The following is a 15,190-nucleotide window of genomic DNA, read 5'->3' on the forward strand; positions in this document are numbered from 1 at the left end:
CCGTGGCGATATGGAGATACTCCAGTTAGGAGCCGGGCCGTTGGAACGGTCCGGCCCGTGCGGGTCCCCCACTCCCGCGAAAGGAACCCGGCAGAGGAGCCCTCATGTTTCTGCCTCCCATGCGCTCGCTCGCGGCCTCGGCCACGTCGCTGGTGAGCGCGCTCACACTGGCGGTCCTACCGGCGGTCCCGGCGGCCGCCGCGCCGGCCTCCGCGGCCCCGGCCTCCGCGCTACGGGCCGCCGCGCCCGTCGCGACCCTGGTCGGCGTGCGCGCCTCGCACCACCCCGGCCTGGACCGGGTCGTCTTCGAGTTCCGCGGCCCGCTCCCGGCGCGGCGGAGCGCCGGCTACGTGTCCCGGCTGATCGCCGACGGATCGGGCGCCACCATCCCGGTGGCCGGCGACGCGATCCTCGCCCTGCGCTTCGAGCGCGCGATCGGCCACGACGGGAGCGGCGCCTCCACGCACGGTCCCGCCCGTGAGACCTTCGCGCTGCCCGGGGTTCTCCAGGTCGTCAGAGCGGGCGACTTCGAGGCGGTGCTCTCGTTCGGCATCGGCCTGGCGCGCAAGGCCCCCTACCGCGTCTACACGCTCACCCGTCCGAGCCGGGTGGTCGTGGACATCAGGACGCCGCACCGCACCGTGCCGGTCGGCGTCCACTTCCTCGACTCCCGCCGCTATCACGCGGGGCGGGAGCCGTACACCAGGGCGGTGCGGCGGCCGGTGGTTGCGCCCGCCACCGCGCGCGGCGCGCTCCAGCGGCTGTTCGCCGGGCCGACCCGGGCGGAGTACGCCGCCGGGCTGCGCTTCGTCGCCTCGGGGGCCACCGGCTTCCGGTCCGTGGTCGTCCGCGGCGGGGTCGCCCACGTACGGCTCACCGGCGCCGTCGGCAGTGGCGGGTCGGCGTTCACCGTCGCCGACGAGATCATGCCCACGCTCAAGCGGCTGCCCGGCGTCCACCGGGTGAAGATCTACGACGCCCGGGGCCGCACCGAGCACCCGGCGGGCCGCTCCGACTCCATCCCGGAGAGCCTGGAACCCTGACCGGGTCGTACGAAGGGGAGGGCCGGGACGATCCGGCCCTCCCCTTCCCTTTCCGCACCCTTACCCCTGAAAAGGGCGCGGAGCTGAAACTTTCGGACGTCTGTCAAGTCGTCCAACGTCATTCTCGCTGTTCGAAACGGGATTTGTCACTTCGTATTGACCGACGAGTGAAGGATTCGTAGGGTACGTCACCAGAAAGTTAGGGAAACATTCCGAAACGTTTCGGACGGCCTCGCTCGTGGATCTGGACGTCCGCCCACGTACCCCCACCGGAGGACCTTCCTCATGTCGCACAGACTCGCCGCCGCACTGGCCGCCGCCGGGCTCGTCACCGCGATCGCGGCGACGCCGGCCTCAGCCGCACCCGACCGGCACGGCGACAAGACGCTGGGCCGGCTGGCCGCGGACACCCACCGCTACTTCGGCTCGGCGACCGACAACCCCGAGTTCTCCGACACGGCGTACCTCGGCATCCTCGGCAGCGAGTTCAACTCCACGACGGCGGGCAACGCGCTGAAGTGGTACGCCACCGAGCCGCAGCAGGGCGTGTTCGACTTCACCCAGGGCGACCAGGTGCTCGACTTCGCCCGCAGGCACCACATGTCGTTCCGGGCGCACACCCTGGTCTGGCACAACCAGCTGCCCGACTGGCTGAACAACGGCACCTTCACCGCCGACCAGCTCCGGGCGATCCTCAAGAAGCACATCACGACCGTGGCCCGCTACTACAAGGGCAAGGTCTACTCGTGGGACGTCGTCAACGAGGCGTTCAACGAGGACGGCACCTACCGCGACACGATCTTCTACCGGACGCTCGGTCCCGGATACATCGCCGACGCGCTGCGCTGGGCGCACCAGGCCGACCCGCACGCGAAGCTCTACCTGAACGACTACAACATCGAGGCGATCGGGCCGAAGAGCGACGCCTACTACAACCTCGTGAAGTCGCTCAAGGCCCAGCACGTGCCGATCGACGGCGTCGGCTTCCAGGGACACCTCGCGCTGCAGTACGGCTATCCGGAGACGCTCCAGCAGAACCTGCGGCGCTTCGCGGACCTCGGCCTGGACGTGGCCGTCACCGAACTGGACATCCGCATGTACCTGCCGGCCGACGCGACCAAGCTCGCCACCCAGGCCGACTGGTACGCGAGGGTCACCAAGGCCTGCCTCGCCGTCCGCCGCTGCGTCGGCATCACCGTCTGGGACTACACCGACAAGTACTCCTGGATCCCCGCCGTCTTCCAGGGTGAGGGCGCGGCGCTGCCGTACGACGAGAACCTCCAGCCGAAGCCCGCCTACGCCGCGATCCGTGACGCGCTCCGGAGCGCGGGAGGGCGCTGACCCTTCCGGGCGGCACCGGCTCTTCCGGACGGCACCGGTCCTTCGGGGTGCCGTCCTTCTGCCGGGCCTTCCGGGACGACGGTGCCCGCACTCGGGGGTGCGGGCACCGTTCCGGGTCGAACGTATCGACCGCGTGAGCGGGCCGCTACGCACGTATTTCCGGTTGGTAATCGCGCTGTAACCTTCCGTGTCGATCCTCGGCGAGGAGGTCACACAGACGCGGGAGGAAATCGGTATGCCGTCCATCTTCGATCAGATCGGCGGGTCGGCCGCGGTCTCGGCCGTGGTCGACGAGTTCTACCGGCGGGTCGTCGCCGATCCGATGCTGCGGGGATACTTCGCGGACGTCGACATGGACAAGCTCAAGGCGCACCAGCGCAGCTTCGTCGCCGCGGCGCTCGGCGGTCCGCAGGAGTACCGGGGCAAGTCGATGGACGTGGCGCACGCCGGGCTCGGCATCACCGCCGAGGAGTTCGACCAGGTGGTCGTCCACCTGGCCGGCGCGCTGGAGTCGTGCGGGGTGGACGGGGAGACGATCGGCGCCATCGCCGGAGCCCTCGCCCCGCTGAAGGACCAGGTGGTGCAGAGCCAGGCCGTCGCCTGACCCGCTGCCCGGCGCGTAAGGAGTGGTAGGTTAACTTAACCTAGGTTATGTTGGACGGGTGTACTCCGACATAATGATTCTGCGCGGCCTGCTCACCGCGCCGAAGCACGGCTACGAGATCAAGAAGTACATGGAGCGCCTGACGGGCGGTCTTCTCAACAACAACACGCTCTATCCCGCGCTGCGCCGCTTCGAGCAGCGCGGGGAGATCGAGAAGATCGCCGAAGAGGTGGCGCCCGGCCGTCCGCAGCGGACCGTCTACCGGATCACCGGCAAGGGGCGTGAACGTCTGCTGGCGCTGCTGCGCACGGCCGATCCCCAGGTGCTGACGAAGGACGAGGAGTTCCAGGTCAGGGTCGGGCTGTTCGACCTGCTGCCCGCCGCCGACCGGCGCAGGATCGTCGAGGTCAGGCGGGAGCGCGTCGAGCACGAACTGGCCCTGCAGGAGGAACTGGCCGCCGCCGCCGCGCACGCGCCCTGGGGCGAGCGCGTCCTCGCCTTCACCGTCGAACGGCTCCGGCTGGAACTGCTCTGGCTGACCGAGCTGGAGGCGGTGCTGGAGGAGACGGGGTGACGGACGTCGCGGGCGCGACGCCCTCCCGCCTCATGTCGGCCGGCCTCGTCGCGGGGCCGGTGCTCTCGATGATCGACTCGTCGGTGGTCAACCTCGCGGTGCCGGATCTCGTCCGCGAGCTGGGCCGCCCGCTGGAGGTCGTCCAGTGGGCGGTGAGCGGCTACCTGCTCGCCCTGGCGATCGGCCTGGCCGCCACGTCGTACCTGGCCAGGCGCTTCGGCATGGTGCCGACGTACGCCGGGAGCCTGGCCCTGTTCACGGTCTCCTCCGCCGCGTGCGCGCTCAGCGCCGACGCCGGCATGCTGATCTGCTTCCGGGTCGTGCAGGGCCTCGCCGGGGCGCCCCTCATTCCGCTGGCGATCGGCCTGCTGATCGGCAGGGGAGGCGCCGCCGAGGGGGCGGGCGGCAAGGTGCCGCTCGCCGCCGGACTCGCGTTCTTCGCCGCGCCCGCGCTGGGCGTCTCCCTGGGCGGCCTGCTGATCGGCGCGTACGGCTGGCGCTCCATCTTCCTGGTCAACCTGCCGGTCGGGCTGCTCGCCCTGCCCGGCGCGCTGGCGGCCCGCCGGGCCGGCCTCGGGGCGAGGGGCGACCGCGCCGTACGGCCGGACCTGCCCGGGCTGGTCCTGCTGGCGGCCGGGCTCGGCCTGACGACCTACGGAGTGGAGCGGGCGGCGGCGCACGGGTGGGCCACCCCCTCCTGGCCGGCCGGCCTGGCGCTCCTGGCCGCCTACGTGCTGTGGGCGCGCCACCGGCCGCAGGCCGCCCTGGCGCTCGACCTCGCCCGCGATCCCGTACGGGCGCTCACGCTCGCCCTGTGCGCGGTGTCGAGCGTCGTGCTGTTCGCCGTGCTGTTCCTCGCGCCGCTCTATCTCCAGACGATCCAGCACCACAGCGGCCTCGTCACCGGGCTCGCGCTCCTGCCGCAGGGGCTGGCGATGGGAGTGTCGGCCGCCGCGGGCACCAGGATGGCCGAGCGCTTCTCGGTGCGGTTCGTGGTCGTGGCCGGCATGCTGTTCCTCGCGGTCACGACCGGTCTCATGGCGCTGCTGTCGGCCGGCACGCCCGTCTGGCTGACCACGCTCCTGCTGTGCGGGCGCGGCCTGGCGATCGGGTTCACGAGCCAGCCCCTGGTCGTCTCGCTGCTGGGCGGGGTGCCGCCCGAGCGCGTCCCGGACGCGAACACCCTGTTCAGCGTCGTGCAGCGGCTGGCCGGATCGTTCGGGATCGCGCTGCTGGTGACGCTCCTCACCACTCGTGGCGCGGCCACCGGATCCGCGCTCACGGGTTTCCGGGAGACCATGCTGGTCCTCGCCGCGACGGCGCTGCTCGGCGCTCTCGGGGCGGCGCTGCTGCGGCGGCCGGCGGAGCGGTCGCCGCTGGTCAGAAGACCAGTTTCAGCTCCGGACGGTGACCGGGGAGGCCGATGAGCTCACGCACCCGCGCCGGCGGCCAGGCGAGCTCCCGCGCCAGCGCGGGCACGGTCAGCCGGGTCTCGGCCGCCGCCATCTCGAAGGCCCGGGCGAGCAGCACGGGCTGCTCGCCGGGGTAGCCCGACACCGGCTCCGCCGCGAAGCCGGGCTGGTCGCGCAGCGCGGCGAGCCGCTGCCAGGCCCGGCCGGCCGCCGAGTCGGACAGCAGGCCGACCTCCCGGCACCGGTACAGCAGCGAGTCGACCGACACGCCCCAGACGCGGCGCAACTCGGCCAGCCGCCGCAGGTCGGCGCGGGCGGGCAGGCTCGGCCCGACGCTGTCGCGCGGCGTGAGGAACTCGGCGGCGAAGGAGTCGGCCTCGCGTTCCTGCTGGCTGTCCCCGGCCGCCGCGTCGCCGTGCAGGACCAGGTGGCCCAGCTCGTGGGCGGCGGTGAAGCGGTGCCGGTAGACGTCGTCGAAGCGGTTGGGCGTCAGGACGACGATGGGCCGGGGCAGGCTGGAGGTGGAGAAGGCGTCGACCGTGACCGCGTCCTCGTCGGCCCGGGGGAAGACGACGACGATCCCCCGCGACTCCATGTGCCGCACCAGGTGACTGACCGGCCCGGCGCCGAGGCCCCAGTGGGCCCGCAGCGCGCGGGCCGCGCCCACCGGATCGCGGGGCAGGGCGGTGCCGGAGTCGACCTCGCCCCCGGCGAAGCCCGGCAGGTCGACGAAGGGGAGCCGCACCCGCTTCTCCAGCGCGTACGTCAGCTCCCAGACCTGCTCGACGAAGGCGACGGCCTTGGCCCGCTGGTAGGCCCGGGTGGAGCGCAGGCTGCGGAAGTGCGCCATCGAGCCGTCGAGCTTGCCGTGCGGGCGGCCCGGCAGGAAGAACGCCGAGGGGACCGCGAGCACCTCGGCGAGGAGCGGCACCAGGTCGGGCCGCGGCCGGGTGACCCCGGCCTCGTACTGGCCGACCGCGGCGGGCGACACGCCGACGCGCTCGGCGACCTCTTTCTTGGTCAGCGCGGCGAGCCGTCTGGCCTGCGTGAGCCGGGTCCCGTCGAAGGCGTCCGCCACCGCCTGCGGGCTGGGTTCGCGGGAGGGCGCGTCATCGCCCGGCTCCCCGCCCGGCCGCGCGTCCGGTCCCTCGACCGGCCCCTCGGCCATCCTTCGGGCCTGCCCCTCGACCGGACTTCCGACCAGCCGGAGTGGCCTATCGTCCTTCATCGGCGACGTCCGGCGCCTCGCTGACCGGCGGCAGGGCCGCCGCGCGCTCGTACGGCGACCGGGGGTTCATCTCGGGAGCGGGCATCGTGCCCCCGGAGAAGACGGACGCCTCGATCGGCAGGGTCTCGATCGGCAGGGCCTGTGTGGGCAGGGTTCCCGTGAGGGCGGCTCCGGCGAGCGGGATCGCCTCGTAGTGGTGCCAGCGCAGGTTGCCGGTGCGGTCGAGCAGCTCGGCCTCGCCCCACCACGCGTCGAGCAGTCCGGCCCCGGCGTTGCACGCGTACGCGATGAGCACCAGGCGGGTGCCCTCGGGCAGCTGCGTCAGAGCCCGGGCGGCCGGGGTGACCGGCTCGGGCATGCCGGTCTCGGCGCCGCCCAGTGTCAGCTGCTCGGTCCAGGGCCGCGGGCCGAACCGGGTGAACAACGCCTGGACCAGTCCGGACGGCCTGCCGTCGCCGATCCGGGCGTTGACGACGCTGACCGACCGGTCCTTCGCGTAGCGGAAGGGGAAGAGCAGGTTGCCGCCGAGGACGACGAGCTCGTGCTGGGAGCCCTGCGGCTTGACGATATCGACGTCCGCCATGTCCGCGAACGCGCGGGCGAGCGCCTCGAACTTGCGCGACATCAGCGTGAAGCCGAACGGATGCAGATGCCGGGTCCGCGCCGTCTGCTGGGCGTCCCGGGCGTTCTCCAGGGCGACCGCCAGCGCCTCGGCCACGCCGCGGCGGATCTGCTCGGCGCGCGGGCCGAACGTCTCCAGGGCCCAGGTCGACAGCATCGGCCACCTCCGGTGAGCTTCGGCCGGCGACCACCGCACGCCGGGGCCGCTTTATTTTCCAACATCATAGACCCACGCACGCTTCACGCGTCACAACCAACGCACCTCTCCTGACTTATCGTGAGATATGGGAGAGATCCTGGTCGGCACGGCGTCGTGGACGGACAAGACGCTGCTGGAGTCCGGGTGGTACCCGCCCGGCGTCACCACACCCGAGGAGCGCCTGCGCCACTACGCGGGCGAGTTCCCGCTGGTGGAGGTCGACTCGACCTACTACGCGCCGCCCGCCGAGGCCACCGTACGGCTGTGGGCCGAGCGCACGCCCCCGGGGTTCGTCTTCGACGTCAAGGCGTTCTCCCTGCTCACGCGGCATCCGACCCGGCCGGGCGCGCTGCCGAAGGACCTGCGGCCGAGCGGCACGGGCAAGAACCTGTACGCCCGCGACCTCGATCCCCGGATCGTCGAGCAGGTCTGGGAACGGTTCCGCGCCGCCCTGCTGCCGCTGCTGGAGGCGGGCAAGCTCGGGGCGGTGCTCTTCCAGTTCCCCCGGTGGTTCCCGATCGGCCGGGCGAACAAGCACTACATCCTGGAGTGCAAGCGGCGCTGCGAACCGCTGCGGATCTCCGTGGAGTTCCGCAACCACACCTGGATGAGCGAGGAGAACCGGGCCGAGACCCTCGACTTCCTCCGGTCGTACGGGCTGCCGTACGTGTGCGTGGACATGCCGCAGGGCTACCCGGACTCGGTCCCGCCGGTCGTCGCGGCCACCTCCGACCTGGAGGTCGTGCGCTTCCACGGGCACAGCGACAGGTGGACCAGCCACGACGTCCACGAGCGCTTCGGCTACCACTACTCGCTGGAGGAGTTGCGGCGGTGGGCGCCGAGGCTGTGCGACCTGGGCGCGGAGGCGACCACCACGCACGTGCTCATGAACAACTGCTACCGCGACTACGCGCAGACCAACGCCCGCCAACTCGCCGCCGTGCTGGCGGGCCTGCCGGACTGCGAGGTCCGCCCCCGTCCGGCTCACCCGTGACCTGCGGGGCCCGTCGCGGCACAGGCACATCCCCTGCCGTCCGTACGCCGGGGCGTGATTTCGCTGCCGGGTCACCTCCGGATATGACAGGATCCGGCCTGTTCCATCGACATATCGACGGCATCGCGAGGGAGCGGGACGAATGCGGGAACGGCCGGAACGGACCACCTGCGACCGCCGGTCGTGACGGGTCCCGCCGGGCCGCGACGCCCCCTCGACCCCGGTGATCCCGAGCGGATCGGCGACCACCGCCTCGTCGGCGTGCTCGGCGAGGGCGGCCAGGGCGCGGTCTACCTCGCGCGGGACGCCTCGGGCGGCCAGGTCGCGATCAAGCTGCTGCACGCCAGGGAGGCCGCGGACGCCACGAGCCGCCGCCGCTTCCTCCGGGAGGCGGAGACGGCGCGCGGGCTGGCCCTCTTCTGCACGGCCCGCGTGCTCGACGCCGGGTCCCACCACGGGCGGCCGTACATCGTCACCGAGTACATTCCCGGGCCCTCGCTGGCGACGGCGGTCGCCGAGGACGGCCCGCGTACGGGCAGCGGGCTGCACCGGCTCGCCGTCGCCACGCTGACGTCCCTCGCCGCGATCCACCGGGCCGGGATCGTGCACCGCGACTTCAAGCCCGGCAACGTGATCCTCGGCCCGGAGGGGCCGGTGGTCATCGACTTCGGCATCGCGAGCGCCGCCGACCACACCGTCACCGGCGGCGGCATGGCGGGCACGCCCGCCTTCATCGCCCCCGAGCAGCTCGCCGGGCAGCGGCCCGGTCCCGCCTCCGACGTCTTCAGCTGGGCCGTGACGATCGCGTACGCCGCGACCGGGCGCCTGCCCTTCGCCGGGCCGACCGTCCCGGCCATCCTGATGGCCATCTCGGCCCGCGAGCCCGACCTGTCCGGCGTGCCCGCCGACCTCCGGCCGCTGCTGGAGGCGTGCCTGGCGAAGGATCCCGCCGCCCGGCCCGCCGCCTCCGCCCTGCTGCGCGCACTCACCGGCGACGACGCCCCCACGGTGGCCACAGCACCCGCCGCCACGTCACCTTCCACCACGGCACCGTTCACCACAGCACCGGGCGACCCGGCCCGTACGGTCGTCTCCGGCGGCGCCGGGATCCCGGCGGGCGCGGACACCGGGAACCCGCCGTCGCGGCGGCGGTGGCTCCTCGGCCTCGCGGCGGGGGTGACGGCCGTGCTCGTCGCGGGCGGGATCCTCCTGTACGCGTCCCGCGGCGGCGAGGCGGGTCCCCGGGGCGGGAGCCTGCTCTACGGCGACGACTTCGGCGATCGGGGCAACTGGGACGGCTACACCTTCGACCCCGACGCGGCCGGCGACCAGCGCACGACGCGCGGCTACGAGATCGAGCGCGGCGTCTACACGGTCCGCGCCGACAGCACCGATCCCCACAACGTCGCGCTGTCGCCCGTGCCCGCCAAGACCGACGCGGCGGCCGGACGCGACGTGCTGGTCGGCGTGACGGCCGAACCGCGGGAGGACTCCGGGCAGGGCGGCCTCGGGCTCGTGTGCCGATGGGACGAGGACGTTCCCAGCGGCTACGCGTTCCTGCTCGGCCTCGACGGCACCGCCCGCGTCGTGCGGCGGTCCGAGGGCACGAGCCTCGACGTCGTGCCGCCGGTGAAGGCGGCCCCGCCGAGCGCCGGGCGCGCGGTGCGCCTCCAGGCCTCCTGCCGGGGCTCCCACCTGACGTTTTGGATCGACGGCACCCGCGTTCTCGACGCCGAGGACGCCCATCCGCTGCCGCCGGGCCCGCACAGCCAGGCGGGGGTCCTCGCTCGCGTCCCCGAGGCCGGAGGCGGCGTGGTCACCGTCTCGTTCGACGACTTCAGCGTGAGCAAGGCGGGATAAAGTCACCTGAATGGCGGCGAATCCCTCCCGGCTGGCCTGGCTGGACGCGCTGCGCGGGGTCGCCGCGCTGGGCGTGGCCCTGCACCACGGTGCCTGGACCTTCGTCCCGGAGTTCTGGGCGGGAGTGGACGGGAAGGTCGACGTCGGCACCTGGGGCGTCTTCGCTTTCTTCCTGGTCAGCGGATACATCATCCCGGCATCCCTGGAACGGCGCGGTGACCTGCGGGCCTTCTGGACCGGCCGGGCCTTCCGGCTGCTGCCCCTGCTGCTCGCCGCGCTCGCCCTCGCGCTGCTCCTCGCGTACGCCGGCGCGTTCGTGCCGTCGCCCGGCCTGGACCGGCGTCCGCTCGCGCTCGTCGCCCTCGGCAACCTCACGATGCTGCAGGAACTGCTCGGCCTGCCCGCCGTGATCGGCGTGATGTGGACGCTCTCCTACGAGATGGCGTTCTACCTGATGGTCGCCGGGCTGTTCGCCGTTCGGCAGGCGCACCGGCCGGCGCCGATCGCCGTCGTCCTGGCGCTCGCGGCGGTGCCCCTCGGCCTGCTGCTGCCGCGCGCGACGATCAACGGCCGCGCGGGCGCCGCCGCTCTGGTCCTCGCCGTCGCCGTCGTGCTCGCCGTCGTGGCGTCCGCGGGCCCGTACGGCGTCGTCCGCAGGGCCGCGGCGGTGATCGGGGGCCTCCTCGGTCTGGCGCTGGTCGTGCTGGGCAGCCGGGGCGGCGCCGGCCAGGGGCTGGTCATCGCGGCGATGATGTTCGCCGGGACGGCGGTGTACCGGGCCGAGCGCGGGGCGATCCGGTGGCGCACGGCCGCGGCGGTCCTGTCGGCCGTCCTGGCCTGCGCGGTGATCGCCGAGGACGACCCCACGCACACGGTGGCGATCGTGCTCGCGGCGGCCTGTTTCCTGGCCGCCTTCGCGCTGCGGGGCCGGGCGTTCCCCCGGTGGCTCACCCACCTCGGGGTGATCAGCTTCTCCCTCTACCTGCTGCACCCGCTGCTGCTGCGGATCGCGCCGAACCTGCCGCTGTTCTTCCTCGCCACGGTGGCGCTCGGCCACGTGACGTACCGCCTCGTGGAGGCCCCGGGCCAGCGCCTCGGCAGACGCCTGTCCGGCCGGAGCGGCGCCCGCGACGGCGCGCGGGGGCCTACGGTCGGGGGATGGGCAAGATCCTGATCGGTACGGCCTCCTGGACGGACAAGTCGCTGCTCGCGTCCGGCTGGTATCCCCCCGAGGCGTCCACCCCCGAGACCCGGCTCGGTTACTACGCCGGCCGGTTCCCCCTGGTCGAGGTGGACGCCACCTACTACAACCCGCCGGCCCGGCGTACGGCCGAGCTGTGGCGGGACCGCACGCCGAAGGACTTCACCTTCAACGTCAAGGCGTTCTCGCTGCTCACCGGGCATCCGACCCGGCCCTCGGCGCTGTACAAGGACCTGCGGGCCGCGCTGGGGGAGCCCAAGGGCACGCTCTACGCGCGTGACCTTCCCACCGAGGTCGTCGAGGAGGTGTGGCGGCGCTTCCTCTCCGCGCTGGAGCCGTTGCACGAGGCGGGAAAGCTGGGCGCGGTGCTGTTCCAGTTCCCCCAGTGGTTCCCGCCCGGCAGCGCCAACCGCCGCTACATCCTCGAATGCCGGGACCGCTGCCTGCCGATGCGGGTGTGCGTCGAGTTCCGCAACAGGGCCTGGATGGACCCCGCCGCCCAGGACGAGACCCTCGGCTTCCTGGCGGACAACGACCTGCCGTACGTCGGGGTGGACATGCCGCAGGGGCATCCGTCGTCGATCCCGCCCGTGCTCGCGGCTACCTCCGACCTCGCCGTCGTCCGCCTGCACGGTCACTCGGACAAGTGGACGAGCCGCGTCATCGAGGAGCGGTTCGGCTACCTCTACTCGGAGGAGGAACTCCGGAGCTGGGCGGACCGGATCGCGGGTCTGGCCGGCCAGGCGGTGACCACGCACGTGCTGCACAACAACTGCTGCGCCGACAACGCCCAGCGCAACGCCGAGCGGCTGACCGAACTGCTGGGGCGGCGAGGCGCCGACGTCGTCACCCCGGGCGAGAACCGCCGGCCGTGACCGCGTACGCGGTGTCCCGGGAGGGCTCGTGCCGGGATGCGGGTCGCGCACGGCCAGGGGGTCGCGCACCCGCCGGCGGTTAATCCGTTGCCCGCGCCCAAACGCCGCTGACAGGCTTCCGGGCATGCTTCAGACGTACTCCGCCCATGACGGAACGACCTTGGCCTGTCACGTGTCCGGAGCGGGCGACCCCGTGATCTGCCTGCCCGGCGGCCCGATGCAGAGCGCGGACTACCTCGGCGACCTCGGTGGCCTGCCGGCGCACCGGCGGCTGCTCATGCTCGATCCCCGGGGCGCCGGCCGGTCCGCGACACCCGAGGACGTGTCCTCCTACCGCTGCGACAGGCTCGTCGGCGACGTCGAGGCGCTGCGCGAACATCTCGGCCTCGACCGGATCGACCTGCTCGCGCACTGCGCCGGCGCGAACCTCGCGACGCTGTACGCCGCCCGGCACCCCGGCCGGGTACGCCGGCTCGCCCTGATCACTCCGAGCACCAGGGCGGTCGGCATCGAGGTCACGGCGGAGTCGCGCCTCGCGACCGCCCGGCTGCGCCGGGACGAGCCGTGGTTCGATGCCGCGTTCGCGGCTCTCGAGTCGATCGTCGCCGGTGACGCCGCCGACGACGACTGGAAGCGCATCGACCCCTTCTTCTACGGACGCTGGGACGCCGCCGCCCGGGACCATCAGGCGGCCCAGGAGGGCGGGCGGAACGAGGAGGCCGCGGCGGCCTTCGGCGCCCCGGGCGCGTTCGACCCACCGGCCACCCGCGCCGCGCTGGGCGCGTTCACCGCGCCGGTGCTGCTGCTCGCCGGAGAGGTCGACCTGAACACGCCGCCGGACGTCGTCGCCGAGTTCGCGGCGCTGTTCCCGCACGCCGAGTTCGTCGTGCAGCCGGGAGCGGGACACTTCCCCTGGCTCGACGACGCCCACCGGTTCACGACGACGACGGCGGAGTTCCTCGCTCGGCCCTGACACTTCGCTCCGGTTCGGAGAGTCAGGCCCGATCTCGATTCCGCCAGTGGCGGCCGGCCGTGCTCGCGACCCTGTATCACGATCGACTGCAACCCGGCGGTTGCGAAAGGTCCGATAACCGGTCATCATTGTTATGACCTTTTTGACTCACGGCTCTTCTAAGCCCATGAATGGTCGGAGGACTGAAACTTTCAGCGTGGATGTGAACCGCCGGTCCTCACCGCGGTTCATCGTTCCACTTCAAAAGGGTCGGCGGCCGCGCGGAGGGCGCGGCCGGGTTCCGCCTGATTGACTGATGCCCCGCGCCGGGATTGGCTCAGCAGCACACCACCACCATGAACGGAGCCGCATCCGTGATCGGCCGCAAAATGTTAACGCTAACAGCAAATCGGATATGGACTGACTCCCAACAGGTGGGTTGATCGTCCGCGGCGATGACGCCGCGGAGAACGCACATCTCGGAGAATGGGAAACATCTGTGCGAAACGTCAGCTCATTACGTCGGCGCCTGAAACTCTCAGCCGCGGCCGTCGCCGCCCTTCTGGTGGCCGGCGCCGGTATGGCGGGGACCCACGCGGCCTCGGCAGCCGCGGCCGGATGTCAGGTCACCTACACGGTGGCCAGCGAATGGCCGGGCGGCTTCAACGCAAGTGTTAACGTTAACAATCTCGGCGACCCGATCGACGGATGGAGGCTGACCTGGGCGTTCCCCGCCGGGCAGACCATCACCCAGCTGTGGAACGGCAGCTACACCCAGTCGGGCTCCCAGGTCACGGTCACCAACGTCTCGTACAACGGCGCCATCCCCAGCGGCGGGAGCACCGAGTTCGGGTTCAACGGAAGCTTCAGCGGCTCGAACCCGAAGCCGGCGAGCTTCGCCCTCAACGGCGTGACCTGCACCGGCGGCGTCACCTCCCCGTCCCCCGGCGGCTCGCCCTCGGCGTCCCCTTCGGCGTCTCCTTCGCGGACGCCCTCGTCCACCCCCTCGCCGCCGCCGGGTGGCACGCGGCCGTGTGACATCTACGCCGCCGGCGGCACGCCCTGCGTCGCGGCGCACAGCACGACCCGCGCCCTGTACGGCAGTTACAACGGCCCGCTCTACCAGGTGCGCCGCTCCTCGGACAACACCACCCGGGACATCGGCGTGCTGAGCGCGGGCGGCGCCGCGAACGCCGCCGCGCAGGACTCGTTCTGCGCGAACACGACCTGCCTCATCACGATCATCTACGACCAGTCCGGGCGCAACAACCGCCTCACCCAGGCGCCTCCCGGCGGCTTCTCGGGCCCGGCTCCCGGCGGGTACGACAACCTCGCCACCGCGACCAAGGCGCCGACCACGGTCTACGGCAGCAAGGCGTACGGCGTCTACGTGGATCCCGGTGTGGGTTACCGCAACAACAACACCAACGGCGTGGCCAAGGGCGACCAGCCGGAGGGCATGTACGCCATCTTCGACGGCACCCACTACAACGGCGGCTGCTGCTTCGACTACGGCAACGCCGAGACCAACAGCCGTGACAACGGCAACGGCACCATGGAGGCCATCTACTTCGGCAACATCAAGGTCTGGGGCTACGGCGCCGGCAACGGCCCGTGGATCATGGCCGACCTTGAGAACGGCCTGTTCTCCGGCGTCAACCAGAAGTACAACGCGGGCGACCCCACCATCAGCCACCGCTACCTGACCGCAATCATCAAGGGCGAGCCGAACCACTGGGCCATCCGCGGCGGCAACGCGCAGTCGGGCGGCCTGGGCACCTTCTACGACGGCAAGCGTCCCAACGTCTCGGGCTACAACCCGATGAAGAAGGAAGGGGCCATCATCCTCGGCATCGGGGGTGACAACAGCCACGGCGCCGCCGGCACCTTCTACGAGGGCGTGATGACCTCCGGATACCCGACGAACGCCACCGAGGACGCGGTGCAGGCGAACATCGTCGCCGCCGGATACCGGTAAGGCCGGATACCGGTAAGTCAGGCAAAGGCAGACCGGCCACAGCGGATCCGGAAGCCGGAAGACCGAGCCGCCCCTTGCACCACCGGGGGCGGCTCTCCGCTGTTCCGGCGTACGGTTCGGGGTGCTCGGGAACCGGCCGGCATGGCCCGATGCCGGGCAGACGTCGGGCCACACCGGGCGTGGCCGGATCCGGGATCAGCTGAGCAGAGCTCAGGACCATGTGACGGCCGAGGCTGATCTCGTGTCGTCCGCGCACGCCTCCGGCCGCCGTAAGGAAAGGTCGCAGCTGATAACTCCCTTAATGAATA

The 15,190-nt window shown here is 72.1% G+C and carries 13 protein-coding genes; 11 read left to right on the forward strand and 2 right to left on the reverse strand.

Features of this window, described 5'->3' with window-relative positions; translation table 11 throughout:
- Window positions 1-104: 104 nt before the first annotated feature.
- The 5 genes from HHX37_RS27525 to HHX37_RS27545 all read left to right on the forward strand — a co-directional run bounded on the left by HHX37_RS27525 (window position 105) and on the right by HHX37_RS27545 (window position 4,989).
- A complete protein-coding gene (locus HHX37_RS27525) occupies window positions 105-1,043 on the forward strand; it encodes a GerMN domain-containing protein (RefSeq protein WP_182887322.1) in 939 nt (312 codons plus the stop codon).
- Window positions 1,044-1,328: 285 nt separating this feature from the next.
- A complete protein-coding gene (locus HHX37_RS27530; protein WP_111698236.1) occupies window positions 1,329-2,384 on the forward strand; it encodes an endo-1,4-beta-xylanase in 1,056 nt (351 codons plus the stop codon).
- Between the two features lie 235 nt (window positions 2,385-2,619).
- The gene (locus tag HHX37_RS27535; RefSeq protein WP_182882338.1) at window positions 2,620-2,988 is read left to right on the forward strand and encodes a group I truncated hemoglobin; all 369 of its coding nucleotides are present in this window, start codon (window positions 2,620-2,622) and stop codon (window positions 2,986-2,988) included.
- 58 nt (window positions 2,989-3,046) lie between these two features.
- Window positions 3,047-3,562 (forward strand): PadR family transcriptional regulator, encoded by a 516-nt coding sequence (locus HHX37_RS27540; protein WP_182882337.1) that lies wholly within the window; start codon window positions 3,047-3,049, stop codon window positions 3,560-3,562.
- Complete coding sequence (locus tag HHX37_RS27545; protein WP_182887323.1) at window positions 3,559-4,989, forward strand: DHA2 family efflux MFS transporter permease subunit; 1,431 nt, start codon at window positions 3,559-3,561, stop codon at window positions 4,987-4,989. Before HHX37_RS27540 ends, HHX37_RS27545 begins: the two co-directional genes overlap by 4 nt.
- Here the strand turns inward: HHX37_RS27545 and HHX37_RS27550 are convergent.
- Both HHX37_RS27550 and HHX37_RS27555 read right to left on the reverse strand, forming a co-directional pair.
- A complete protein-coding gene (locus HHX37_RS27550) occupies window positions 4,943-6,142 on the reverse strand; it encodes a helix-turn-helix domain-containing protein (protein ID WP_182882335.1) in 1,200 nt (399 codons plus the stop codon). The genes HHX37_RS27545 and HHX37_RS27550 overlap by 47 nt on opposite strands.
- A gap of 46 nt (window positions 6,143-6,188) precedes the next feature.
- Entirely contained in the window at window positions 6,189-6,980 is a 792-nt protein-coding gene (locus HHX37_RS27555) for a hypothetical protein (RefSeq protein ID WP_182887324.1), read from the reverse strand.
- 127 nt (window positions 6,981-7,107) lie between these two features.
- Between HHX37_RS27555 and HHX37_RS27560 the strand changes: the two genes are divergently transcribed.
- The 6 genes from HHX37_RS27560 to HHX37_RS27585 all read left to right on the forward strand — a co-directional run bounded on the left by HHX37_RS27560 (window position 7,108) and on the right by HHX37_RS27585 (window position 14,882).
- Window positions 7,108-8,016, forward strand: a complete 909-nt coding sequence (locus HHX37_RS27560) for a DUF72 domain-containing protein (RefSeq protein WP_182887325.1) — start codon at window positions 7,108-7,110, stop codon at window positions 8,014-8,016.
- A gap of 183 nt (window positions 8,017-8,199) precedes the next feature.
- Window positions 8,200-9,876, forward strand: coding sequence for a serine/threonine-protein kinase (locus HHX37_RS27565; protein WP_182887326.1), 1,677 nt, complete (start codon window positions 8,200-8,202; stop codon window positions 9,874-9,876).
- 10 nt (window positions 9,877-9,886) lie between these two features.
- Window positions 9,887-11,050, forward strand: a complete 1,164-nt coding sequence (locus tag HHX37_RS27570; protein ID WP_182887327.1) for an acyltransferase family protein — start codon at window positions 9,887-9,889, stop codon at window positions 11,048-11,050.
- Window positions 11,035-11,952, forward strand: a complete 918-nt coding sequence (locus HHX37_RS27575) for a DUF72 domain-containing protein (protein WP_182887328.1) — start codon at window positions 11,035-11,037, stop codon at window positions 11,950-11,952. The genes HHX37_RS27570 and HHX37_RS27575 overlap by 16 nt, the downstream gene beginning before the upstream one ends.
- Before the next feature lie 124 nt (window positions 11,953-12,076).
- Window positions 12,077-12,925, forward strand: a complete 849-nt coding sequence (locus HHX37_RS27580) for an alpha/beta fold hydrolase (protein ID WP_182887329.1) — start codon at window positions 12,077-12,079, stop codon at window positions 12,923-12,925.
- Window positions 12,926-13,484: 559 nt separating this feature from the next.
- Window positions 13,485-14,882 carry an arabinofuranosidase catalytic domain-containing protein gene (locus tag HHX37_RS27585; protein ID WP_220503208.1) on the forward strand — a complete coding sequence of 466 codons (1,398 nt, stop codon included), beginning with the start codon at window positions 13,485-13,487 and terminating at the stop codon, window positions 14,880-14,882.
- The last annotated feature ends 308 nt before the right edge of the window (window positions 14,883-15,190 follow it).

The organism is Microbispora sp. H10885 (assembly GCF_014161415.1).
Classification (GTDB): Bacteria; Actinomycetota; Actinomycetes; order Streptosporangiales; family Streptosporangiaceae; genus Microbispora; species Microbispora triticiradicis.